General features: G+C 67.9%; 24 protein-coding genes and 1 pseudogene. 11 read left to right on the forward strand and 14 right to left on the reverse strand.

What is annotated here, in order from left to right; translation table 11 throughout:
- The first annotated feature begins 25 nt into the window (after positions 1-25).
- Both AZG88_RS32840 and AZG88_RS32845 read left to right on the forward strand, forming a co-directional pair.
- Positions 26-466 (forward strand): MarR family winged helix-turn-helix transcriptional regulator, encoded by a 441-nt coding sequence (locus tag AZG88_RS32840; RefSeq protein WP_061045733.1) that lies wholly within the window; start codon positions 26-28, stop codon positions 464-466.
- A gap of 34 nt (positions 467-500) precedes the next feature.
- A pseudogene (locus AZG88_RS32845) lies at positions 501-1,773 on the forward strand (MFS transporter).
- 40 nt (positions 1,774-1,813) lie between these two features.
- On the opposite strand, the gene pyrE reads toward AZG88_RS32845, so the two are convergent.
- The 6 genes from pyrE to AZG88_RS32875 form a co-directional block, all read right to left on the reverse strand.
- Positions 1,814-2,344, reverse strand: coding sequence for an orotate phosphoribosyltransferase (gene pyrE / locus AZG88_RS32850; protein WP_005238397.1), 531 nt, complete (start codon positions 2,342-2,344; stop codon positions 1,814-1,816).
- A 20-nt stretch (positions 2,345-2,364) separates the two neighbouring features.
- The gene (locus AZG88_RS32855; RefSeq protein WP_061700220.1) at positions 2,365-3,159 is read right to left on the reverse strand and encodes an SDR family NAD(P)-dependent oxidoreductase; all 795 of its coding nucleotides are present in this window, start codon (positions 3,157-3,159) and stop codon (positions 2,365-2,367) included.
- 67 nt (positions 3,160-3,226) lie between these two features.
- A complete protein-coding gene (locus AZG88_RS32860; protein WP_061700221.1) occupies positions 3,227-4,078 on the reverse strand; it encodes a hypothetical protein in 852 nt (283 codons plus the stop codon).
- A 94-nt stretch (positions 4,079-4,172) separates the two neighbouring features.
- Positions 4,173-5,111, reverse strand: a complete 939-nt coding sequence (locus AZG88_RS32865; protein WP_061700222.1) for a DUF5666 domain-containing protein — start codon at positions 5,109-5,111, stop codon at positions 4,173-4,175.
- A gap of 143 nt (positions 5,112-5,254) precedes the next feature.
- Entirely contained in the window at positions 5,255-7,807 is a 2,553-nt protein-coding gene (gene clpB / locus AZG88_RS32870; RefSeq protein WP_061700223.1) for an ATP-dependent chaperone ClpB, read from the reverse strand.
- Between the two features lie 168 nt (positions 7,808-7,975).
- Positions 7,976-9,010 (reverse strand): alpha/beta hydrolase, encoded by a 1,035-nt coding sequence (locus AZG88_RS32875; RefSeq protein WP_025432072.1) that lies wholly within the window; start codon positions 9,008-9,010, stop codon positions 7,976-7,978.
- Between the two features lie 191 nt (positions 9,011-9,201).
- Here AZG88_RS32875 and AZG88_RS32880 point away from each other — a divergent pair, with 191 nt between their 5' ends.
- Entirely contained in the window at positions 9,202-10,422 is a 1,221-nt protein-coding gene (locus AZG88_RS32880) for a globin domain-containing protein (protein WP_025432071.1), read from the forward strand.
- Between the two features lie 60 nt (positions 10,423-10,482).
- Entirely contained in the window at positions 10,483-11,235 is a 753-nt protein-coding gene (locus AZG88_RS32885) for an FAD-binding oxidoreductase (protein ID WP_061700224.1), read from the forward strand.
- A gap of 10 nt (positions 11,236-11,245) precedes the next feature.
- Here AZG88_RS32885 and AZG88_RS32890 read toward each other — a convergent pair whose 3' ends face one another.
- Positions 11,246-12,412: an FAD-binding oxidoreductase gene (locus AZG88_RS32890; RefSeq protein WP_005238376.1), complete on the reverse strand. Its 1,167-nt coding sequence runs from the start codon at positions 12,410-12,412 to the stop codon at positions 11,246-11,248.
- Positions 12,413-12,523: 111 nt separating this feature from the next.
- The gene (locus AZG88_RS32895; protein ID WP_061040621.1) at positions 12,524-14,101 is read right to left on the reverse strand and encodes an AMP-binding protein; all 1,578 of its coding nucleotides are present in this window, start codon (positions 14,099-14,101) and stop codon (positions 12,524-12,526) included.
- Between the two features lie 174 nt (positions 14,102-14,275).
- Between AZG88_RS32895 and AZG88_RS32900 the strand changes: the two genes are divergently transcribed.
- From AZG88_RS32900 to AZG88_RS32920, 5 genes are all read left to right on the forward strand, one after another.
- Positions 14,276-14,770, forward strand: a complete 495-nt coding sequence (locus AZG88_RS32900) for a CinA family protein (RefSeq protein WP_061040622.1) — start codon at positions 14,276-14,278, stop codon at positions 14,768-14,770.
- A gap of 58 nt (positions 14,771-14,828) precedes the next feature.
- Positions 14,829-15,236 carry a ChaB family protein gene (locus tag AZG88_RS32905; RefSeq protein WP_005238369.1) on the forward strand — a complete coding sequence of 136 codons (408 nt, stop codon included), beginning with the start codon at positions 14,829-14,831 and terminating at the stop codon, positions 15,234-15,236.
- Positions 15,233-16,414, forward strand: a complete 1,182-nt coding sequence (locus tag AZG88_RS32910; protein WP_061700225.1) for an alcohol dehydrogenase catalytic domain-containing protein — start codon at positions 15,233-15,235, stop codon at positions 16,412-16,414. Before AZG88_RS32905 ends, AZG88_RS32910 begins: the two co-directional genes overlap by 4 nt.
- On the forward strand, positions 16,414-17,892 hold the full coding sequence (locus AZG88_RS32915) for an FAD-dependent oxidoreductase (RefSeq protein ID WP_061700226.1): 1,479 nt from the start codon (positions 16,414-16,416) through the stop codon (positions 17,890-17,892). The genes AZG88_RS32910 and AZG88_RS32915 overlap by 1 nt, the downstream gene beginning before the upstream one ends.
- 69 nt (positions 17,893-17,961) lie before the next feature.
- Positions 17,962-18,525, forward strand: coding sequence for a type 1 glutamine amidotransferase domain-containing protein (locus tag AZG88_RS32920; protein ID WP_061700227.1), 564 nt, complete (start codon positions 17,962-17,964; stop codon positions 18,523-18,525).
- 16 nt (positions 18,526-18,541) lie between these two features.
- Here the strand turns inward: AZG88_RS32920 and AZG88_RS32925 are convergent, their stop codons facing one another.
- Both AZG88_RS32925 and AZG88_RS32930 read right to left on the reverse strand, forming a co-directional pair.
- Positions 18,542-19,726 carry a sensor histidine kinase gene (locus AZG88_RS32925; protein ID WP_061700228.1) on the reverse strand — a complete coding sequence of 395 codons (1,185 nt, stop codon included), beginning with the start codon at positions 19,724-19,726 and terminating at the stop codon, positions 18,542-18,544.
- 1 nt (position 19,727) lies between these two features.
- Positions 19,728-20,354, reverse strand: a complete 627-nt coding sequence (locus tag AZG88_RS32930) for a response regulator (RefSeq protein ID WP_025432069.1) — start codon at positions 20,352-20,354, stop codon at positions 19,728-19,730.
- Positions 20,355-20,625: 271 nt separating this feature from the next.
- Here AZG88_RS32930 and AZG88_RS32935 point away from each other — a divergent pair, with 271 nt between their 5' ends.
- Both AZG88_RS32935 and AZG88_RS53045 read left to right on the forward strand, forming a co-directional pair.
- Positions 20,626-21,102, forward strand: a complete 477-nt coding sequence (locus tag AZG88_RS32935) for a hypothetical protein (RefSeq protein WP_005238358.1) — start codon at positions 20,626-20,628, stop codon at positions 21,100-21,102.
- A gap of 53 nt (positions 21,103-21,155) precedes the next feature.
- Positions 21,156-21,296: a hypothetical protein gene (locus tag AZG88_RS53045; protein ID WP_187300170.1), complete on the forward strand. Its 141-nt coding sequence runs from the start codon at positions 21,156-21,158 to the stop codon at positions 21,294-21,296.
- Positions 21,297-21,382: 86 nt separating this feature from the next.
- On the opposite strand, the gene AZG88_RS32940 is transcribed toward AZG88_RS53045, so the two are convergent.
- The 4 genes from AZG88_RS32940 to AZG88_RS32955 form a co-directional block, all read right to left on the reverse strand.
- On the reverse strand, positions 21,383-21,790 hold the full coding sequence (locus tag AZG88_RS32940; RefSeq protein WP_005238357.1) for a heat shock protein transcriptional repressor HspR: 408 nt from the start codon (positions 21,788-21,790) through the stop codon (positions 21,383-21,385).
- Positions 21,790-22,974 (reverse strand): molecular chaperone DnaJ, encoded by a 1,185-nt coding sequence (gene dnaJ, locus AZG88_RS32945; RefSeq protein ID WP_005238348.1) that lies wholly within the window; start codon positions 22,972-22,974, stop codon positions 21,790-21,792. Before dnaJ ends, AZG88_RS32940 begins: the two co-directional genes overlap by 1 nt.
- A 22-nt stretch (positions 22,975-22,996) precedes the next feature.
- Positions 22,997-23,647, reverse strand: coding sequence for a nucleotide exchange factor GrpE (gene grpE, locus AZG88_RS32950; protein WP_005238343.1), 651 nt, complete (start codon positions 23,645-23,647; stop codon positions 22,997-22,999).
- The coding region (locus tag AZG88_RS32955; protein ID WP_156517682.1) for an Hsp70 family protein at positions 23,644-24,207 on the reverse strand (564 nt) is incomplete at its 5' end. The genes grpE and AZG88_RS32955, both read right to left, overlap by 4 nt.

A 24,207-nucleotide genomic window follows, 5' to 3' on the forward strand; every position in this document is an offset into this window, starting at 1 on the left:
AGTTAGCCTATGTAATATGTTTGGCATGGACGACGACACTCGGCTGCAGAGCCTGCTCGTCGACTTGGTCACGAATTCTCACCGATTCACCAGGCTCGCGAGCTCCTTCGGATCCGAGGACCGCCCCCGGACGTGGACACGTGCCCTCGCCCTGCTCGACGACCACGGCGAGCTACGCATCAGCGAGTTCGCCCGCATCGACCGCTGCTCCCCACCGTCCGCGACCGCCCTGCTCCAGAAGCTGGCCGATCGCGGATACGTTGCCCGCCGACCCGATCCGGAAGACGCCCGGGCCGTCCGGGTGTCCATCACGGACCTGGGCCGCGAATGGCTGACCCTGTCCCGCAACGAGATCGCGGGTGCACTCGCCCCGCACTTCGCGGACCTCGAACCCGAGCAACTCGAACGACTGACGCAGGGCCTGTCGGAACTGCGTTCGATCGTCAAGTCGTCGGACCGCTCCTGACAACCCATCCACACCCCGACGTACATCGAAGGAGGTGGCCGTGAGCACCACGACCGCAACCGTCACGAACAGCACATCCAGCGAGGCGCCACCGAGCCTCCTCCACCAGCCGAAGTCGGTGTGGGCCGTCGCCTTCGCCAGCGTCATCGCGTTCATGGGCATCGGGCTCGTCGACCCCATCCTCAAGCCGATCGGCGAACAACTGGACGCGACGCCGTCCCAGGTGTCGCTGCTGTTCACCAGTTACATGCTGGTCACCGGTGTCGCGATGCTCATCACCGGCGTGGTGTCGAGCCGGATCGGCGCCAAGAAGACCCTCCTCACCGGTCTCGCCGTCATCATCGTGTTCGCGGCGCTGGCAGGCAGCTCCGGCACCATCGGGCAGATCGTCGGCTTCCGCGCCGGCTGGGGACTGGGCAACGCCCTGTTCATCGCCACCGCCCTCGCCGCCATCGTCGGCGCGGCCAGCGGCGGCGTCGCGCGGGCCATCATCCTCTACGAGGCCGCGCTGGGCATCGGCATCGCCGTCGGCCCGCTGGTCGGTGGCGTCCTCGGCAACATCAGCTGGCGCGCACCGTTCTTCGGCGTCGCAGCCCTGATGGCCGTCGCGTTCATCCTCATCGTCGTGATGCTGCCGTCCGCACCCAAGCCGGAGCACCGCACGTCGATCGCCGCACCGTTCCTCGCCCTGCGCCACCGCGGCCTGCTCACCGTCGCGATCACCGCGCTGCTCTACAACTACGGCTTCTTCACACTGCTCGCGTACACGCCGTTCCCGCTCGACATGGGCACGTACTCGATCGGATTCATCTTCTTCGGGTGGGGTCTCGCGCTGGCCGTCGCGTCGGTGTTCCTCGCCCCGCGACTGCAGCGGCGCTTCGGCACCCTGCCGATGATGATGGTGGCCCTCGCGCTGTTCGCCCTCGACCTCGCCATGATGGATGGCCGCGTTCACCGACAACAAGACCGTACTCGTCGTCGGTGTCGTGCTCGCCGGACTCTTCCTCGGTGTCAACAACACGCTCATCACCGAGACCGTGATGATCTCCGCGCCCGTCGAGCGGTCGACGGCGTCCGCGGCGTACAGCTTCGTCCGCTTCGTCGGTGGCGCCGCAGCACCGTGGGTCGCGGGCAAGCTCGGTGAGAGCAACATCCACATGCCGTTCTGGGTCGGCGCCGTGTGCACCGCCGCCGCGATCATCGTGCTCGCGACCGGACGCCAGGTCCTCGCCCACGTCGACGAGCACGATCCCGAACCGCACAGCGTCGAGGAGGCACTGGCCGTCACGGCCGCCGACGCCGACTGAACACCCCCATGTGAGCACACTTCGCCACTCACATGTGCGGTCAGAGGTTCAGGTCAGGGAGGCCGAGGAGCGAACGGTACTCGAGACCCTCGGCCGCGATCACCTCGTCGGCACCGGTCGCGCGGTCGACGACGGTCGCGACACCGACGACGATCGCCCCGACATCGCGCAACGCCTTCACCGCGGTGAGCGGAGAGTTGCCCGTGGTGGTGGTGTCCTCGACGACGAGGACACGCTTGCCGACGACGTCCGGTCCCTCGATCTGCCGCTGCATGCCGTGCGCCTTCGCGGCCTTGCGCACCACGAACGAATCGATCGGCCTGCCCGGGGCGTGCATCACGGCCATCGCCACCGGGTCGGCGCCCATCGTCAGTCCGCCGACGGCGTCGAAATCCCAGTCCGCCACCAGTTCACGCAGCAACTTCCCGATCAGCGGGCCCGCCTCGTGATGCAGTGTGGCGCGGCGAAGGTCCACGTAGTAGTCGGCTTCCTTGCCCGAAGACAACGTCACCTTGCCGTGCACAACAGCCAGCTCACGCACCAACGCGGCCAGATCCTCGCGATCACTCATGCCCGAAACCCTACCCACCTCTACGTGCGGGCACGCCCCCGGCCGAACACGTTGGTCAGCCGCCGGACCAGACTCTTCGGGACGAGGCGACCGGCAGTGGTCAGCACCTTGTACTGGAGGCCGGGAATGCTCAGGACCTTGCCGTCCTCGAGATCGGCCAGCGACGCCGCGACCACCTGGTCGACGCTCAACCACATCGGCTTCGGAATCGAACTCATCTCGATGCCCGCGCGCTCGTGGAACTCGGTGCGGATGAAGCCCGGGCACAGCGCCTGGATCCGCACACCCGTACCGCCCAGCCCGTTCGCCAGTCCCTCGGAGAACGAGATCACATACGCCTTGCTCGCCGAATAGGTCGATCCCCGCCCGGACAGCAGGCCGGCGACGCTCGCCACGTTGATGACGGTGCCGTTCGCCGACGCGATCATGGTGGGCAACGCCGCACGGGTCAGCTGCATGACGGCGGTGACGTTCACGTCCAGCTGGGACTGCAACAGCTCCGGCGTCGCCGTCCAGAATTCGCCCGAAGTGCCGAATCCGGCGTTGTTGACCAGCACCTCGACACCCTTCCCGAGGCGCTGCGCCACTTCCTCGCGCCCGGATGCCGTGGCCAGATCGGCCTGCAGGATCTCGGACTCGGTGTCGAACAACGCCTTCATCTCGTCGGCGAGGGCGTGCAGGCGGGTCTCGTCACGCGCGACGAGCACGAGGTCGTAACCGAGAGACGCGAACTTCCTCGCGAAACCGGCACCGAGCCCCGACGTCGGGCCGGTGACGAGGGCAACGGGTCGGGCGGAACTGGAGGGCGTCGACATACCGGTGACGGTAGCAAGGCGCTGCGCGCCTGTGCGCGGTTAGCGAGTCCCAGGACTCGTCACGCACTCACGGGCGCGGAGCGTCCGGGGCCTGCGGGTGGGAAGCGCCGGGGGCCTGCGGGCGGGAAGCGCCGGGAGTCTGCGGGCGGGGAGCGCCGGGAGTCTGCGGGCGGGGAGCGCCGGGAGTCTGTTGGCGGGTAGCGCCGGGGGCCGGCTGGCGGGGAGACGCCGGACGCGCGGGACGCGCCTCGGCGGGAGCGCCTTCCCGTAGTCGCGGCCGGCTCGGGTCGTGGTGGCCGCGGTCGAGTCCGCGCGGTTCGGTGACCGGAGGCAGGACGTGCAGGATGCCGGACAGCCGGGCGACGGCCTCGATGGCCGAATCCCATTCACGGCCGCTGCTGCCGATGGGCAGCGAACCGAGGGTCCACTCGCCCTCGCTCCACAGCATGTTCACATGCGGCGGCACCGACTCGGTGAACGCCACCATGCGCTGATCGCAGACCCTGCGGGCGATTTCGAGGTCGGTGGCGAACACAACTCGCGGTCCGATGGCACCGAGGAGTTCGAGATCCGAATCCTTGGGCGGCGGGGTCGACTTGAGGCGCAGGTCGATGTCGACGTCCGAGCCAACCCGGCGGCGCACTGCGACGATGGTCGCGGTCTCCTCGAGGTCGAACAGGATGAACGACTCGCCCCGGCGTTCGCCCTTCACCACATCGATGGCGCTGAGGTACTCCTGCTTGGCCAGCGCCGCCCGATGGAACTGGCCGGGTAGCTTCTCTTCGACGTTGTCGTACGTGTAGCCCTGGGCCTTGGCCCAGATCTGCCGCACACGACCCGTCTGATCACGACGCGAGCGATCGAAATAGAGCAGCGCGCACGCGCCTGCGAGTGCGATCAACGCCAGTACGAACCACATTCCCGTCATCGGTGATCAGCCTAGCGAGTCGACGCCGTTACGAGGCGAAGCGGTACCCGGACACCCCGTGTCGGTTTTGCCCGGACCCATCGTCTCAGTTACCGCCGAGCTTCGGCAGCTCGGTGCTGATGATCGTCTCGGCCGTCATCGTGCCGTTCTCGACCTTCGTTCCCTGCACCATCACGGTGAACCCGGGCTTCAGATCGGCGACCGTGGTGCCGTCGAGTGCGATCACAGTGGTCTGCGCGTTGGTCTGGACCGTCAACTGGGAACCGCCGAGGGCATCGAGGGTCAGCGTGGAGCCGTCGTTGGCGCTGATCGTCCCGAACGCGGCGCCGGCAGCGCCGATGGCCTCGCCGATTCCGCCGGGGAGTTGATCGAGCGGCGACTCCGACGTGGTGGACGGCGGCGGGGTCGTCGTCTTCGGCGGCGCGGTGGTGGCGGGCGGACGGGACGTGGTCGGACCCGCCGCCGTGGTGCTCGAGGAGTTGTTCGGCGCGGACGTGAAGAGGGCGACACCGAAGCCGATGACGGCGATCAGCAGCAGCGCGGCCGCCGCGGCGGCGATCCACGTGCCGATCCGGCGGGGTTTCTTCTCCTCGGGACTCTCGACGACCGGCGCCTGGTACTGCGAGCCCGGGTACTGGGCGTTCGGGTACTGCCCCGTCGAATACCCGCCCTGGTACTGCTGGGCGTCGTACGGCGGATACGCCTGCGTGGCGTTCGGCGGCGGAGCCTGCGGGTCGTACCGCGGATCGTAGGTCGGGTAGGCCTGCGTCGGATTGGGCTGGTTCCGCCCGTACGCCGCGGTCGGATCGGACGTGTAGAACTGCTCGGTCGGCGTGCCTGCGGGGCCCATGTGCTCGGTGCGCTGCTCGGGCGATCCGAGATGCTCGGTCGGCTGGTCCCGCCGCGACCACGCCTGGGTGGGGTCCTCGTCACCAGCCCTCGACGCGGAATCGTCGGTGGTCCACGACTCCGTTCCGTCGTACGCGCGTTCCTGCGGGGTGCGCGGGTCGTCGGGGTTCGTCATGATCGGCCCCTCCCTCGGGTTCGTCCGGCCGGTGTCCTGCGGCTACGGACGGTCCAGGGTAACGACGAAACTTAAGACGTCGCTGTGAAAACACAGGTGAGTGGCACGGCGTGCGGGAGCACACCGTGCCACTCACATACGGATCAGCCGAGGACGAGCGCGTCCCCGGTCTCGGACACCTTCACGGGGACGGTGTCACCGTCCTTGACGTCACCGGCGAGCAGCAGCTTCGCGAGCTGGTCGCCGATGGCCTGCTGGATCAGCCGGCGCAGCGGCCTGGCCCCGTACATGGGGTCGTAGCCGCGGACGGCCAGCCAGAAGCGGGCCGAGTCGGACACGTCCAGCGTCAGTCGCCGCGCCGCGAGCCGGCGGGACAGCTGGTCGAGCTGGATGTTGACGATGGACTCGAGCTGCTCTTCCGTGAGCGGGTCGAAGATCACGACGTCGTCGAGCCGGTTGATGAACTCCGGCTTGAACGCGTGCCGGACCGCATCCATCACCTGCTCCCGTGATCCACCCGCACCGAGGTTGGACGTGAGGATCAGGATGGTGTTGCGGAAGTCGACCGTGCGTCCCTGACCGTCCGTCAGCCGGCCTTCGTCGAGGACGGCGAGCAGGATGTCGAACACGTCGGGGTGCGCCTTCTCCACCTCGTCGAACAGCACGACCGTGTACGGACGCCGCCGCACGGCCTCGGTGAGCTGGCCACCCGCCTCGTACCCGACGTATCCGGGCGGGGCTCCGACGAGCCGGGCCACCGAATGCTTCTCGCTGTACTCGGACATGTCGATGCGGACCATGGCGCGCTCGTCGTCGAACAGGAAGTCCGCGAGGGACTTCGCGAGCTCCGTCTTACCGACGCCGGTCGGTCCGAGGAACAGGAACGACCCGGTGGGCCGGTTGGGGTCGGCGACTCCGGCGCGGGCGCGGCGAACCGCATCCGAGACGGCGACGACGGCCTCTTCCTGGCCGACGACCCGCTTGCCGAGTTCGGACTCCATCCGCAGCAGCTTGGCGGTCTCGCCCTCCATCATGCGGCCGGCGGGGATGCCGGTCCATGCCGCGACCACGTCTGCGACGTCGTCGGGACCCACTTCCTCCTTGAGCATGACGTCACCGTCGGCGGCGGCACCCGACTCGCGGGCCGCCTGCTCGAGTTCCTTCTCGAGCTGCGGGATGCGGCCGTACCGCAGCTCCGCGGCCCGGCCGAGGTCGCCGTCGCGTTCGGCGCGTTCCTCCTCGCCGCGCAGCGTCTCCAGCTGCTCCTTGACCCCGCGCACGGAGTCGATGGCCTGCTTCTCGTTCTGCCAGCGGGTGGTCAGCTGATTGAGCTTCTCCCGTTCGTCGGCCAGTTCCTGACGCAGCTTCTCGAGCCGGTCCTTCGACGCCGCGTCGGATTCCTTCTGCAGCGCCATCTCCTCGATCTCGAGGCGGCGGACGATGCGTTCGACGGAGTCGATCTCCTCGGGTCGCGAGTCGATCTCCATCCGCAGCCGCGAAGCGGCCTCGTCCACGAGGTCGATCGCCTTGTCCGGGAGGAACCGGGACGTGATGTACCGGTCGCTGAGCGTGGCGGCGGCGACCAGCGCGGAATCGGTGATGCGCACGCCGTGGTGCACCTCGTACCGCTCCTTGAGCCCGCGCAGGATGCCGACGGTGTCCTCGACGGACGGTTCACCCACCAGCACCTGCTGGAAGCGGCGTTCGAGGGCCGCGTCCTTCTCGATGTACTTGCGGTACTCGTCGAGCGTGGTCGCGCCGACGAGCCGCAGCTCACCGCGGGCGAGCATCGGCTTGATCATGTTGCCCGCGTCCATCGCGGACTCACCGGTGGCACCCGCACCGACGATGGTGTGGAGCTCGTCGATGAACGTGATGACCTGACCGGCCGAGTTCTTGATGTCGTCGAGGACGGCCTTGAGCCGCTCCTCGAACTCGCCGCGGTATTTGGCGCCCGCGACCATCGATCCGAGGTCGAGGGAGATCACCGACTTGCCGCGCAGCGATTCGGGAACGTCGCCGGCGACGATGCGCTGGGCGAGCCCCTCGACGATGGCGGTCTTGCCGACGCCGGGCTCACCGATCAGCACCGGGTTGTTCTTGGTCCGGCGGCTGAGCACCTGCACGACGCGGCGGATCTCGTTGTCGCGGCCGATCACCGGGTCGAGCTTGCCGTTCCGGGCCGCCGCGGTGAGGTCGGTGGAGTACTTCTCGAGCGCCTGGTACGTCCCCTCCGGATCCGGACTGGTGACGCGCGCACTGCCGCGGACGGTGGTGAACGCGTCACGCAGCGCCTCGGGGGTGGCGCCGTGCCGCTTCAGCAGTCCGGCCACGTCCGACTCACCCGAGGCGAGTCCGACCATCAGGTGTTCCGTCGACACGTACTCGTCGTCGAGTTCGGTGGCGAGGTGCTGTGCTGCGGTGAGTGCGGCGAGGGCCTCGCGGCCGAGCTGCGGTGTGGTCGTGGCGCCCGTCGTCTTCGGCAGCCGGTCGACGAGATCCTGCCCTTCACGATGGACCACGGTGGGATCGACGCCGACCGCCTTGAGCAGCGGGGCGGCGATGCCGTCGGTCTGGTCGAGCAGGGCCACGAGCAGATGCGCGGGCCTGATGTCGGGATTACCGGCCGACGACGCCGACTGGAGCGCAGCGGTCATCGCGGCCTGGGTCTTGGTGGTCGGATTGAACGAGTCCACTGTTCACCTCTTCTGGCGTTGTAGAGCGGTCCGCCGCCCGCGGCCGAGTGGCACGTGGCGACGCTGTCATCTTCTTAACGCGCGAAGGGTTGAGTCTGTTCCGCTCAACTTTGAAAATTTTCCGCTTCACCCATTCTCTCGCCCCGCGACGCTTCGCGGGGCGAGATGTCAGGCCCCGATCGCGGCCGCCATCGTCGGCCAGGACGCGGACAGGTCGTCGCGCCAGTACCCCCACGAGTGTGTTCCGACCGGCCGGAGGTCGACCGTGGCCGGAATGTCCAGGGCGCGGAGTTTCTCCGCCAGCCGCATCGTGCAGTCGTTGGTGACGGCCTCGATGACACCACCCACCACGACCTGCGTCGCGAGGTTGCGACGGTCGCCGCCGACGGTCCGGGCGTCGAGGGTGTCGTACGGTCCCGGCAACCCGCTGCCATTGGAGATGTAGAGGGTGGTCCCCCGGAGCTTCTCCGCGTTGACGTACGGATCGTTCGCGGCCCACAGCGGATCGTTGGCCGCACCCCACATGTTCTCGGGGTTGCCGCCGAAGTCCGACACCGTGATCTCGACGAACCGCCGCGCCACCGGGTCGCTCGTCATCGCGCACCCGCTGTACGCCCCGACGCTCTGATACAGCCCCGGCTCGGAGATCGCGAGGTTGAGGACGCTGGTCGCGGACATGGACAGCCCGGCGATGGCGTTCTTCCCGGTCGTCTCGAGCGCGGAATCGACGATCGGTGGCAGTTCCTTCGTCAGGAACGTCTGCCACTTGTTCCGCCCGAGCTCGGGGTCGTCCTGCTTCCAGTCCGCGTAGTAACTGGACTGGCCGCCGAACGGGATGACCACGTTGACGTCCTTGTCGGAGAAGAACTTCTCGACGTCCGCCTTCTGCTCCCAGCCGAACTGCTCGGAGTTCCCCTCGACGCCGCCGAGCATGTAGACGGTGGGACGCTTCTCCGACGCGGCCCGGATGACCCGGACGGTGATGTCCTTGTCCATGGCGGTCGAGTGGACGGTGAAGTTCATCTGCGATTCGCCCACCGTGGTGACCTCGACCAACCGCGAACCGTCGGGCGCCTCGTCGGCCGAGATCGACTCGATCGTCGTCCGGGGTTCCGCGGAGACGACGCCTCCGCCGCTGATCACCGTCAGCGTCACGGCCGCCACGACAGCGGCAGTCCGGCGGACCCGGACCGAACTGGGCATCCCCGGACGAAACCGACCCCGATCCCGCGCACCGCCAACTCTCATGTGCCCCCCTCGGTAACACTGCCTGTTAACTGGATGCATCGTGCCTTGCCGGTGGTCACAGCTCAATAGCGACCCACCGAAATACCGGGGGCACACGCCGAACCGGCCGTTGCCGTAACCCGGGGTCCGCCCGCGGGACGGCTAGAATGCGGGTGTTCGAATCAGCAGGCACGGAGGCAGGGGACGGCTTGACACGAGATTGCCTCGATCCGCTCGTGATTTCGCGTCTGCGCGCCAGCTTTTCGTCGATCGTGTCCACCGAACACGGACGCAACCGGCTCACCACCACGTTCTACGCCACCCTGTTCGCCGAACACCCCGAATTCCGCTCCCTCTTCCCGGCTGCGCTGGATCAGCAGGGTCACCGCCTGTTCCAAGCACTGCAGTTCGTCATCGACAACCTCGACGACGAGGGCCGGGTCCTCGGTTTCCTCAGCCAGCTCGGCCGGGACCACCGCAAGTACGGCGTCGAGGGCAGGCACTACTTCGCGTCGGGCAATGCGCTGCTGGTCGCCGTGCAGAGTTCCTTCACCCAGGCCATCTGGACGCCCTCGCTGACCGCGGCCTGGACGGAACTGCTCGACCTCCTCCTGCACACGATGGCCGACGCCGCGGACACCGACGACCTGCCCGCCGCGTGGGGCGCCACCGTGGTCGATCACGAACGCCGCCTCGACGACCTCGCGATCGTCCGTCTCGAGACCGACTCCCCCATCCCCTACGGTGCGGGCCAGTACCTCAGCGTCCAGATCCCGCAGCGGCCCCGGATGTGGCGGTACCTGTCGGCTGCCATCCCCGCCAACCCGTACGGCCAGCTCGAGTTCCACGTGCGCCGCGTGTCGGGTGGGTGGGTGAGCCCCGCCATCGTGAACGAGACGCAGGTGGGCGACCGCTGGCTGCTCAGCTCCCCGCTCGGTGGTCTCGAGGTCGACCGCGACAGCGGGCAGGACGTCCTGATGATCGGTTCGGGGACCGGCATCGCGCCGCTGCGCGCCCAGGTGATGGAAATGGCGATGCGGTCGAACAATCCGCGGGTCCACATGTTCGTGGGCGGCAAGTATCCGTGCGATCTGTACGACATCGAGACCTTGTGGCACCTGTCGCTGAGCAATCCGTGGCTGACCGTGGTTCCCGTGTCCGAGGAGGACGAGGACCCGTGGTGGCACACGATTCCCGCCCCGGAGGCGCCGCCGGGATTGCATCAACGACTCCAGGGGCAGCTCGGCCGTGTCGTCGCCCGGTTCGGGTCGTGGGCGGACCGGCAGATCCAGATCTCCGGTTCTCCGGCGATGATCAAGACCACCGTGTACGCGTTGCAGGGCGGCGGTACACCACCCGAACTGATCCGGCACGACCCCCTGATCTAGTCGCGCAGCCCGTCCCCGCCCATCCGCTATCCGGTTCGACCGTCGGGAGAGCATCACGCCATGCAAGCCACGCAGACCACCTGGACCAGCACTGTCGTCGAACATCACCGCCTGCGGCACGACCTCGCCGTGGTCCGCCTCGTCGGTGACTACGTCCCGTTCGTGCCGGGGCAATACGTGGACGTGAGCGTGCCTCAGAACCCGCGACTGCTGCGCAGACTCTCCCCCGCCCTGCCGCCGTCACTGGACGGCAAGCTCGAATTCCATGTCCGGACGGTGCCCGGCGGCTGGGTCAGCGGCGGCATCGTCACGGGGACCTCGCCCGGCGACCAGTGGCAGATCCTCGAACCGCGCGGCACGATGTCCGTCGACGAGGACGGGCCGGACGTCATCATGATCGCCGGGGGCACCGGCCTGGCCCCGTTTCGGTCGATCCTGCTGGACCTGTCGCGCAAGCCGAATCCGCCGCGGGTGTTCCTGTTCACCGGCGATCGGACGCCGCGCGATCTCTATGCGTCCGACATGCTCTACCTGCTGCTGCAGGATCTGCCGTGGCTCACCGTCATCCCGGTGGTGGAGAACGTCGTGAATCCGGAGTGGACCGACGAATGGTACGAACGCACCAGGGTGGACGTGGGGTTCACCGAGGACGACCTCATCGAGGGCTCACTGCCCGACGTCGTGACGTCCTACGGCGCGTTCACCGAGCACCAGGTGCTGGTGTGCGGTTCGGCGGCGATGGTCCGCGCCACCCTCGACCGCCTCCGGGCCACCGGGACCCCCACGGAGAACATTCAGTTCGACCCGTACTGAGCCGTTCGGATCAGTAGGACGGGTCGTGCCGGATGTTCTCCGGCGGAGTGCCCGCCGCGTGCAGCCGGAACTTGGTGGTGTTGATCATCGCCTCGGAGCCGACGAGCTGGATGTCGCGCTCGGCCCACGTCCCGAAGTCGGCGACGACCTGCCCGACCTTGCCGGTCAGTCGGCGGTGCATGCCGGGCAGCGCGGCGCTGCTCGGGCCGGTGTACCACCACGGGTCCTCGTCCTCCTCGGTGACCGGAACGACGGTCAGCCACGGATTCTGCTCCGCGAGCGCCCACAGGGTGCCCAGGTCGTACAGGTCGCACGGGTACCGGCCGGCGAAGAAGACGTGGACGCGGCGGTCCTGGCCGCGCTGCGACATCTGCAGGATCTGCGCGCGCAACGGCGCGATTCCTGTCCCCGATCCGATCATGAGGATGTCGCGACCGTTGTCGTACCGGACTCCGAGGTCGCCGAGCGGGGACCCGATCACCCACCGCTCGCCCACGAGGGTCTGGCTGACGATGGCGGGGCTGACCCAGCCGCCCGACACCCGGCGGACGTGGAACTCGATGATGCCCTGGTCGTTGGCGGGGTTCGCCGGCGACAGGTACCGCCACATCCGGGGACGCGACGGCACCTGCACGCTCACGTACTGGCCGGCGGTGTAAGTCATCGGCTCGTCGAGTTGCAGGCGGACGATCGACACGTCCTTGCGGACCTGGAGGTGCTCGATCACGGTCGCGCCCCACGCCGGCGGGCCGCTCTCTGCATTGGCCGCGTCCATCATGGTGGCGGCGACGACCGCGAGGACGTCGCGCCACGCCTGCTCGAGTTCGTCGGTCCACGGCTCGGTCGAGGGGAACTGCTCCACCGCGGCGATCAGGGAGTTACCGACGGCGACGTAGTGCGCGTCCTCGATTCCGTACTTACGGTGGTCGCGGCCGAGCTGGGCGAGGTAGGCGAGGATCTGCCCGGATTCCTCCTCGAGTCGTTCGATCACGTACTGGACGGCCGAGATCAACCGGTCGCGTTGCTCGTCCATGGCCGCGGGGAAGAAATCCCGGGCGTCGGGATACCGCGCGAACAACAGGGCATAGAAGGACCGCGACAGAGTCTGGGGCCCGTCCGGCACCGCCGCGATAGCCTTGAAACTCGACCGGACCAGCGATATTGCCTGTAAATCCACCGCGCATCCTCGTCACCGACTGAACGCGGCCCCGCCGCGAAGTACTTGGGCAGACTATAGGCGCGGGCGCCACGCCGCAGACCAGGTCCCTTGTTTTCCGCCCTGGTCGTGCTATCCGACCGCTCGGTCTGCACTTTCCCAGTACCGGGAGCGCAGCGCCTTCTTGTCCAGTTTGCCGAGTGGAGTGAGCGGCAGCGTGTCGACGAAGTCGATCGATTTGGGCGCGTGCACCGATCCCTTCGCGGCCCGTACCCGTTCGACGAGTTCGGCGGCGTCGACCGCCTGCCCGGCCCGCAACACCACGCACGCCTTGACTGCCTCGCCCCACTTCTCGTCCGGAACACCCACCACGGCGACCGAGCCGACGGCCGGATGTGCCGAGATGACGTCCTCGATCTCTCGGGGGAACACGTTGAATCCGCCGGTGACGATCATGTCCTTCTTGCGGTCGACGATCGTCATGAATCCGTCTTTGTCCCTGCGCGCGACGTCGCCCGTGTGCAGCCAACCACCGCGGAACGCCTCGGCGGTCTCGTCGGGCTTCTTCCAGTACCCCTTCATGACCAGCGGGCCGCGGACGCAGATCTCGCCGAGCTCACCCTGCGGTACCTCGTTCAGGTCGTCGTCGAGCAGGGCGACGTTCAGCCAGGGCACGGGACGCCCGCACGTCGCGAGCCGGCTGGGATCGTCTGCCAGGTGCTCTTCCTTCCGCAGCACCGCGATGGTCATTCCGCATTCGGTCTGGCCGTAGAACTGGAAGAAGATCTGGCCGAACTTCTCGATGCCCTCCTTCAACCGGGCCGGCGACATCGCCGAGGCGCCGTAGAAGAGTGTCTGCAGGCTGGACACGTCCCGGTTGGGCAGGTCGGGGTGATCCATCAGCAGGTAGATCATGGTGGGGACGAGCATCGTGGCCGAGATCTTGTGCTTCTCGATCGCCTCGAGAACGGCACCGGGCTCGAACGCGGGCAGCACGATCAGCGCGCCACCACGCAGCAGGGTCGGGATGAAGAACGCGGCGCCGGCGTGCGACAGCGGCGTGCAGATGAGGAAACGTGGTTCGTCGGGCCACTGCCATTCGGCCATCTGGATCTGGTTGAGCGTCGCGCCGGACTGGTAGGAGCCGACGACGCCCTTCGGCTTGCCGGTCGTGCCGCCGGTGTACACCATGCTGCTGTTGTCGTCGGCGGCCACGTCCGCCGCCCGCAGGCGCTGCGGGGTGAACGTCTCGGCGAGGGCGAGAATGTCGGTACCCACTTCGGACGGCCCCAACGACAACACGTTCTCGATCGACGGCGACTGCGCCACCAGTTCGGCGGCGCGCCCCTCGAAGGCGGTGGGATCGAAGATCAGCGTCTGGATCTCGGCGTCGCCGACGATGTACAGATGGTCGTCGAGCGAGCCCATCGGGTTGAGCGCGCTGGCGCGGCATCCGGAGATCATGGTGGCGCCCATGCTGATGAGCACTTCGGGCCTGTTCTTGGACAGCATGGCGGTGCTCGTGCCTTTGCCGATTCCGAGCGAAGCCAGTGCCTGTGCAAAGCAACTGATCTGATCGCGCATCTCACCGCCGGTGAGGACGACGTCGCCGAGGTAGAGCGCCGGCTTGTCGGAGTTGCGTTCCAGTGCAGTGATGAGGAGGTCTGCAGCGAAGGCGGGTCGATGCAGATCTGCGAACTCGTCGGTCATCTGTAATCCTTCTACTCCCGCGACGCCGAGGCGCGTGGTCCGGCGGCCTGGATTTCCTGTGTCCTGGGTCACCGACACCCTAACCGGAAACCGGCAAAACTGAAACCTGTTCCACTCACCTCCGGGGTGCCGACGGCAACTCCTGGCCGTGACACGTCCGATAACGTGAGGTCCATGAGTCCGCAGGACCGAATCGCAGAACGGATCTCGACCGCGGCGCGGAGCGCGCACGTCTTCCTCGCGACGGCGGAATCCCTCACCGGCGGGCAGATCTCGTGCATTCTCGGCGCGGCGCCCGCGTCCTCCGACTGGTACCGGGGCAGCGTGGTCGCGTATTCCAGCGAAGTGAAACACCGGGTGCTGAAGGTCCCGGACGGTCCCGTCGTCAGTGAGGCCAGCGCCCGCGCGATGGCTGGTGCGGTCGCGGAACTGCTCGGCGCCGACGTCGCCGTCGCAGTGACCGGTGCGGGCGGCCCCGACCCCCAGGACGGGCAGCCGCCGGGGACCGTCTGGTTCGGACTGTTCACCCACGGCCGCATCGACACCGAGATGCACCGCTTCGACGGTGAACCTCAGGACGTCGTGACCGCCACCACCGACCGTGCCCTGGAACTGCTCGAGCAGGCGCTGACGTCCGTGCCGGGTCGAGTTCCTCCCCCACTCGCGTAAATCTCCGAGAGTCGGGTAATCATCCGAGCGGGCACCTCTACACCCGAGGAGGATTTCCGTGCCGAAGACCACCGACAGCGGCAAGCCGAAGAAGAGCGAGCTTCCCGAGACGCTGAAGAAGTCGTCCGAGAAGGCGCAGCGCACGTTCGCCAAGGTGTACGACTCCGCAATCGATCAGTACGGGGACGAGGAACGCGCGCATCGCGTCGCGTACGACGCCCTCAAACACAGCTACGAGAAGGTCGGGGACCACTGGGAGGCCAAGGACGAGAAGGGCCCCTCGGACGAGCGCGCGAAGAGCGGCGGCCCGAACGCGTCAGGTGAGACGGCCGAGGGCGTCGACGCCAACGCGAGCAAGGACCACCTCATGCACATCGCGCAGCGGCTCGACATACACGGCCGGTCGACCATGACCAAGGACGAACTCGTCGACGCGATCGAGAAGGCGAACCGGAGAGCCCGATGAGAGCCGTGACGTGGCAGGGCAAACGGAAGGTCAGCGTCGACACCGTCCCCGACCCGGTGATCGAACAGAAGACCGACGCGATCGTCGAGATCACCACCACCAACATCTGCGGCTCCGACCTGCACCTGTACGAGGTGCTCGGCGCGTTCATGAACGAGGGCGACATCCTCGGTCACGAACCGATGGGCATCGTCCGCGAGGTGGGGTCGGAGGTGACCGACGTGAAGGTCGGCGACCGGGTGGTCATCCCGTTCCAGATATCCTGCGGCAGTTGCCACATGTGCGATCGGAAACTGTTCACCCAGTGCGAGATCACCCAGATCCGGGACGAGGGTATGGGTGCGGCGCTGTTCGGGTATTCGAAACTGTACGGGAGCGTTCCCGGCGGCCAGGCCGAGTATCTGCGGGTGCCGCACGTGAAGAACACCCACATCAAGGTTCCGGAGGGTCCACCGGATTCACGTTTCGTGTATCTGTCCGACGTGCTGCCGACGGCATGGCAGGCCGTCGAGTACGCGGAGATACCCGACGGCGGTTCCGTCGTCGTTCTCGGGCTCGGACCCATCGGCGACATGGCGGCACGCATCGCCGCGCACAAGGGTTTTCGGGTCATCGGCGTCGATCTCGTGCCCGAGCGTCTCGCCCGTGCGCGGGCGCGACGGATCGAGACGGTCGACCTCAACGACACCGAGGGCGAACTCGGCGACGTGATCCGGGAGATGACCGACGGCCGCGGCCCCGATTCCGTCATCGATGCAGTCGGCATGGAAGCGCACGGCTCCCCCGGCGCGAAACTACTGCACCAGGTCACGTCGTACCTGCCCGATGCCATCGCGGCCCCACTGATCTCGACGGCAGGAATCGACCGGCTGCACGCGCTGTACTCGGCCATCGACATCGTGCGGCGCGGCGGCACCCTCTCGCTCATCGGGGTGTACGGAGGAATGGCGGACCCGATACCGATGCTCACCCTGTTCGACAAGCAGATTCAGCTGCGGATGGGGCAGGCCAACGTCAAGCGGTGGGTCCCGGACATCCTGCCGTTGCTCACCGACGCCGACCCCCTGGGCGTCGACACGTTCGCCACTCACGAACTGCCACTGGACCACGCGCCGCACGCGTACGAGATCTTCCAGAAGAAGGAAGACGGCGCTGTGAAGATTCTCCTGAAGCCGTAATGCCTTCCCTCTGGCTCGATCACGTCGCCGGTCACCGCGGCGCGGTGACGGGGCGATCGTGGGATGAACGCGGACGGTACGACACCGTGGTGGTGGGCGCGGGGGTGACCGGCCTGATCACCGGGCTACTGCTCGCCCGTGCGGGACAGCACGTCGCCGTCGTCGAAGCGCGGACCATCGGGGCCGTCACGACAGGGAACACCACGGGCAAGGTCAGTGTGCTGCAAGGTACCCGGCTCGCCGAGATCGGCCGACGCCACGCGTCGCACATCCTGCGCTCGTATGTCGAGGGAAACCTGGAAGGCCAGCAGTGGCTGCTCCGGTACTGCCGCGACCGCGAGATTCCCGTCGGCACGGCACCGGATTTCACGTACGCGCAGACCGAGTCCGGTGTCGACGCGGTGCGCGCCCAGTACACGGCCGCCCGATCGGCGGGCCTGCCTGTGCGACTCGTACCCGAAATCGAGATCCCGGTGCCCCACGTCGACGCCGTCACGCTCGACGACCAGGCGTACCTGGACCCGATGCCCGTTCTCCATGCAGTGGCCCGCGACCTGATCACGCACGGCGCCGACGTGTTCGAGCACCGTCGCGTGACGTCGGTCCGGACGCTGGTGCGATTCCACGTCCTGTCGACGCCGGACGGCGACACCGAAGCCCGCCGCGTGGTTCTCGCGACGGGAACTCCGATCCTCGATCGCGGAGGATTCTTCGCCCGGCTGAAGGCGGAGCGATCGTACGCGGCGGCGTTCCGGATGCCGGGCGGTGCACCCGGGGGCATGTACCTGACCGCCGATCAGCCCACGCGGTCGCTGCGCCCGGCCGACGACGGTCGTGTTCTGGTCGTCGGCGGCAACGGTCACGACGTCGGCCGCAGCACGTCGCCGCAGGCCGCGGTCGACGATCTGCTGGCCTGGACCGGCCGTCACTTTCCCGGGGCGACGCCGACCCACCGCTGGTCGGCGCAGGACTACTCCTCGCTGAACGCGCTCCCCTACGTCGGCCCACTGGTTCCCGGCAGTGACGGCATTCTCGTCGCCACCGGCTACGGCAAGTGGGGACTCTCGAACGGCGTCGCCGCCGGCCTCGTGCTCGCCGGACGCATTCTGGGTGGCCACATGCGGTGGGCCGAGGCATTCCAGAGCTATTCGCCGACGCAGCTTTTCGACCTTCCGGCGGCAGTGAAGGCGAACGGCGAGGTGGCGGTGGAGATGGTCGCGGGCTGGGGCGACGCGCTCGTGGGGCGACAACGAGGGAAAGGCCGGGCTCGCATCGTGCGGGAGGGACTGCTCCCCGTCGGCGAGTACACCTCGGACGGTCACACCCAGCGCGTCTGCGCCGTCTGCCCGCACCTCGGTGGTGTGCTCCGCTGGAACGATGCGGAGGCTTCGTGGGACTGCCCGCTGCACGGGTCCCGATTCACTGCCGGCGGAACACTTCTCGAGGGCCCCGCAACCACCGATCTCCGACGACTCTGATTCCCACCCGATTGGCCTCGGGCCGACCGGGTACCCGTCGCTTGTGTTCACCAGAGGAAGGAATTGCCCATGACATCGGCAGAGACACTGCGCGGCCGGAAGGTCGCGATCCTGGCCACCGACGGCGTCGAAGAAGTCGAACTCGTCGAACCCCGGAAGGCCGTGGAGGACGCCGGCGCGGAAGTTCGGCTGATCTCGTTGTCCCCCGGCAAGATCCAGGCCATGAGCTCGGATGTGAACGCGGCAGGCACCTATGCCGTCGACGCGGTCGTCGGCGACGTGTCGGTCGCCGACTTCGACGCACTCATCCTGCCCGGCGGCACCACGAACCCCGACCACCTCCGGCTGGACGAGTCGGCCGTCGCCTTCGTCCGCGACTTCGTCGATTCGGGCAAACCAGTGGGCGTGATCTGCCACGGACCGTGGACGTTGGTCGAGGCCGACGTCGTCCGCGGCCGCACCCTCACGTCGTATCCCAGCGTGCGCACCGACATCCGCAACGCCGGCGGAACCGTGGTCGACGAGGAAGTAGTGGTCGACAACGGATTGGTGTCGAGCCGCAACCCCGACGACCTGCCCGCGTTCTGCGCGAAGATCGTCGAGGAATTCGCCGAGGGCCGCCACCCGCAGTGACCTCGTCGGGCCTGGATCAGCCGGAGTCCGGCACCGTCACCACCACGCGGGTGCCCGATCCGGGTGTGGACGTGACGTCGAAGGTGCCGCCGACGCTTTCGACCCGCACGATGTGCGACGCCAGCCCGATGTGCCCCTGCGCGACCCGTTCCGGGACGACGGCCGGATCGAAACCGGCGCCGTCGTCGGCGACCGTCAGCGTGGTCCGCCCGTCGGCGCGGGTGAGTGTGAATTCGATCGTCGTGGCACGGGCATGTCTGGTCACGTTGGTGAGCAGTTCCCGCGCCACCCGGTAGAGCAACTCCTGGCAGTCGGGGTGACCGACGTCGTCGAGGCTCACCGACATCTCGAACCCCCGCCGGGCGTAGAGATCCGCGAGCTCGCGCAGCGCCGCGGTGAGGCCAAGCTGCGCGAGGACCTGCGGATGCAGTGTGGTGACCGTGGACCGCAGTTGCGCCGCGGTCTCGCGGAGTGCGGACTCCGCGGCGACGAGCATGTCGTCCGGGTTTCGCTCCAGGGCTTCCTCCACGTCCAGGCGGGCGGCCAGGACATTCTGCAGGGGCCCGTCGTGGAGGTCCTCGGCCAGTTGCCGTCGCTCGCGTTCCTCGGCGTCCATCGACTCGGCGATCAGCTGCCTGCGTACATCCATCAGCGAGATCACCGTCGCAGAGCGCCGGACCAGCACGTACGACAACGCCGTCGTCGCGGCCGCGAGCCACAACAGGAAACCGAAGTAGAGGTACACCTCGTCGGGGAAACCGACTGCGTCGTCGCGCTTGGAGTAGATGATCCACACCACCTGGTACCCGACGGCAGTGCATACCCCGACGATCGCCGTCAGACGCGGCCGGTACTGGAACGCCACCGAGATCGGCAGCAGGAAGAACACCGGCAGCAGCACCGACGTCGCGCCGCCGGAGGCGATGCACAACGCCACGACCGCGGTGACATCCGCCGCGGTGGACACCCAGCCCGCCCACGGTCCGACATCGCGCACCAGGACGAAGATCAGCCAGCCGAGCGCGAGAGCCGCGTACCCGATCAGCAGCGCCGCGAAGACGTCGGGTTTCCAGTGCACCACGCGGATCACCGGCCCGAGCAGCGCCATCAGCCCGATCAGCGGTAACCGGAGTATGGCGGTCACCCGGACGGCCTCGGTGCTGTAGCGACGGACTACGCGACTCTGGGACGGAAGCGGCACGTCACTCCAGCAAGCCGCGTCGCATCGCCTCGGCCACCGCGGCCGCGCGGTCGCTCACCCCGAGCTTCTCGTAGAGACGCTGGACATGGGTCTTGACCGTCGACGGCGCCAGATACAGCTCACCGGCGATCGTGGGAATGCTCTGGCCGCGCGCAATGAGCGCCAGCACTTCCTTCTCCCGACCGCTCAGCGCAGGCCCGACCGGTTCACTGCGACGCCGCACCTCGCCGGCCAGTCCGACCGCGAGGGAGGCGGGGAGGACGTCACGGCCCTGAGCGCAGTCCAGGACGGCTTTCACGATCTCCGCCCGGGTCGACTCCTTCGGCAGGAACCCCGCCGCCCCCTCCTGCAACGCGTGGTAGACGATCGCGGACTCGTCGTGCGCCGACAGCAGCAACACCCGCGTGGCGAGTTCGGCTCGTCGCACGGCCGCCGCCACCTGGGAACCGTCCAGCTCCGGCATCCGATAGTCGAGCAGTGCGACGTCGGGGGCGAGTTCACGGATCAGGGCGAGCGCCGCCGCACCGTCGTCCGCCTCGCCGACCACCTCGATGTCGCCGCTCGCGAGGAGCGCACGGACGACACCGTCCCGAAAGATCGGGTGGTCGTCGCCCACCACGACCCGCACGGCGCTCACGGCGCGGCCCGATGCGAAGCGACTCCGGCGAAGTCCATTGCTCACTTTCTCACGAGAGCACGCCCGCGCGGAGCACTTCGCGGCGCCGGTGTCCCCCGATCGGTGGACACCGGATTCATCCCACCCTCGGTCCTGTCGGTGGACAGACGACGGCGCGTTTTCGCGACATAGTTGGTGCACACCGGAAACGGGGAGATCGGAAACCGAAACCCCCACGGCCCCAAACGTTCCCCCGAAGCGTCAGAACTCAGGAGAAGCCATCATGCGAACCACCGCCCGCCACCGCGTCGCCCTCTTCATCGCACTGCCCGCCACCGCAGTGGCCGTCACCGGATTCGCCATCGCCGCAGCCGGTGTTGCCACGGCGGGCACGATGCCGACATCGGGACCCACGATCGCGATGACGATCAGCAACGACACCGACCTGCCGATGGTCCTCGCGGGCTCGTCGAACCCCTACGGGCAGTGGATTCAGGCGCCGTCGGACTACCTCGCCCCGCACAGCAGCCAGATCGTGAAGGCATTCTCCACCGACCCGAACGGCGTCGAGGTGGATGCCACCTACTCACTTCCCGGTGGTGCCCAGGCCGTGTTCCGCGCCGACAACTACAGCAACACGACCGACGTGGACGGCACCCGCGTCGACGCCAACTACGGCCACGCCTACGGCATCAGCAGCTGGATCGACTCGGGCTACCCGAACATGAACGCCGGCTACCACCTGTACGGACACCCCTGACAGACGATCCCGACCATCCACCGAACACTCGACGAAAGCCGGAGAACATGATCATGCACGTCACCGAGACCCCCACCCCCACCGTCTCCCGCACGATGTGGACCACCGAGGAGATCAAGGCACGTCTCGAGGAGATGAACATTCCGCGATCACGCACCCGCCGCGGGCCCCGCTGGAGCAACCGCGACCGATAAGCCGGGGGTTGGGGCCCGATGTCGCACTGGTTCACTCCGACGGGACCAGTGCGACATCGGTTCGGTTCACCCGAGAGATCGCCGGGTCAGCGCTGGTGTCGCGGCTTCCACACGACGAGCGCATTGCTCCGTGGGATCGGCACGAGGTCGCGCCGGTAGCCGGCGTGAATCTTCGCGATCTCCTCGGCCAGCTCGCGAACCCGGTGCTGCAGAGCCTCCACCTGGTTGGTGAGTTCGATGATCCGCTTGATCCCGGCGAGGTTGACACCCTCGTCCTGCGAGAGGCGCTGCACCTCACGGAGCAGCGCCACATCCCGCGGCGAGTACCGTCGCCCGCCACCGGACGTGCGGTGCGGGGTGACGAGACCGAGCCGGTCGTAGTTGCGCAACGTCTGGGCATGCATGCCGGCGAGTTCCGCGGCCACCGAGATCACGAAGATCTGGGCGTCCGGATCAACGGCGGTCTCGCGTGGATCCTGGGTCGTATCGCTCATCAGGCACCTGCCCACCCGGCCCTGGGATCGAATCCGCTGGCCTTCTCTGCTTCCAGATAGGTCTTCAGTGCTTCGGTGGCGGGGTCGTCGAGCTTCTGCGGAACGGCGACCTTGACCGTGACCAGCAGGTCACCGGCGCCACCCGCACGCTTGGGAACGCCTCGGCCGCGTACCCGCAGAACCCGGCCGTCGGCTGTGCCTGCCGGAATCTTCACACCGACGCGCCCCTCCAACGTGGGGACGGAGACGGTGGTTCCGAGCACGAGCTCACCGTAGCTGACGGGGACGACGAGGGTGAGGTCGTCGCCGTTGCGGCCGAACACCTTGTCGGGACGCACCCGGACCGTGACGAACAGGTCGCCGGACGGCGCGCCGCGCAGGCCCGCCTCCCCCTGGCCTGCCAGCCGGATCTTCTGTCCGTCGCTGACACCCGCGGGAACGCGGACGGTGATGGTGCGGGTCCGGTTGGTGACGCCGTTGCCGTGGCACACCTCGCACGGCGAATCGATGATCGAGCCGGTACCGCGGCAGTCGTCGCACGGCTCGCTGAACCCGAACGCGCCCTGGTTGCGACTCACGATTCCGGTCCCGTTGCAGCGCGGGCAGACTCGCGGGCTGGTTCCCGGCTTGGCACCGCTGCCGTGGCAGGTGGTGCACGGCGACGGGCTGGTCAGCCGCAGCGGGACTGTGACGCCCAGCGTGGCTTCACGGAATTCGAGGGTCGTCTCCGTCTCGACGTCGCTGCCACGACGGGGACGGTTGGTCGTGCGGGTCGCGCCGCCACCACCGGCTCCGCGATTGAACAGGCCACCGAAGATGTCGCCGAGACCGCCGTCACCGGCGGCCGCGCCGCCGCCACCGAACAGGTCGTTGATGTCGAATCCGCCCTGACCGAAACCGCCGGCTCCGGGATTGAATCCGCCGCCGCCCTGCCCGAAACCGCCGCTCGCGAACAGTCGCCGGGCCTCGTCGTATTCCTTGCGCTTGGCAGGATCCGAGAGCACGGCGTGTGCTTCGCTGACGGACTTGAAACGCTCCTCGGCCTTCGTGTCGCCGGGGTTCGCGTCGGGGTGAAGGTCGCGGGCGAGCTTGCGGTACGCCTTCTTGATCTCGTCCGCGGACGCGTGGGACGAGACGCCCAGCTCCTTGTAGAAGTCCTTTTCGATCCACTCCCGTTGGCTCACTGGGCGTCTCCTCCTCTCGCTCTTACTCTTGTTCCGACTCGGCGGGCATCGCCGCCTCGTCGGAGGTGTTCGCGCCGGCATCGCCTGCGCGATCGATCACAGCTACCATCGCATGCCGCAGGACGCGATCACCGAATTTGTAGCCCTTTCGCATCACCGTGCCGAGAACGGGGTCGTGACCCTCACCCTCGTGCTGCACTGCCTCGTGCAGCGCCGGATCGAATGCGTCGCCCTCGGCACCGAACTCGCTCAGGCCGAGCGAGGTGAGGGTGCCGGTGAGCTTGTCTGCCACACCCTTCAGCGGCCCCGAGTCGAGGTCGCCGTGGCTGCGTGCACGGTCGAGGTCGTCCAGCACCGCGATGAGCTCACCGACGACGGACGCCTTGGCATTCGCGATGTCGGCCTGCTTGTCGCGCTGGACGCGGCGGCGGTAATTGGCGTACTCCGCCTGCAGTCGCTGCAGGTCGGCGGTGCGCTCCGCCAACTCGTCCGTCTCCGGAGCTGCCGTGTCCGGCAGGTCCCCTTCGTCCACCGAGCCGGGCTGCGGGGCGGCAGCGGTGCCCGCGAGGGGCTCCACTACCGGCTCCGCGTCCCGTGTCCGACCGGTCTCGGGGTCGATCTTCCGCTTGTCCACGAAAGTGACCGGTTCCTGCTCGGTGTTGTCGGACGTCACTTCTTCTCCGACTCGGACGGCTCGTCCACGACCTCGGCATCGACGACGTCGTCGGCACCACTCGCGCCGGAACCGTCGGTGTTGGCGGCTTCCTCGGCGGCACTGGCCTCGTAGATCGCCTGGCCCAGGGCCTGCGACTCGGTGGCCAGCTTCTCGACCGCGGCCTTGACTGCCGCGATGTCGGTGCCTGCGAGAGCGTCGTTGGCTTCCTTGATGGCAGCCTCGACCTTCTCCTTGACGTCGGCGGGCACCTTGTCCTCGTTGTCCTTGATGAACTTCTCGGTCTGGTGCACCAGCGACTCGGCCTGGTTGCGCACCTCGGCCTCCTCGCGGCGGGCCTTGTCCTCCTCGGCGTGAGCCTCGGCGTCCTTGACCATCCGCTCGATCTCTTCCTTGGACAGACCGGAGCCGTCCTGGATCTTGATCGTGTTCTCCTTGCCCGTGCCCTTGTCCTTCGCGGTCACGTGCACGATGCCGTTGGCGTCGATGTCGAAGGTGACCTCGATCTGTGGCACGCCACGCGGGGCGGGCGGCAGGTCGGCCAGTTCGAACGAGCCGAG

This window comes from Rhodococcus sp. LB1, from assembly GCF_001583455.1.
Taxonomy (GTDB): domain Bacteria; phylum Actinomycetota; class Actinomycetes; order Mycobacteriales; family Mycobacteriaceae; genus Rhodococcus_F; species Rhodococcus_F opacus.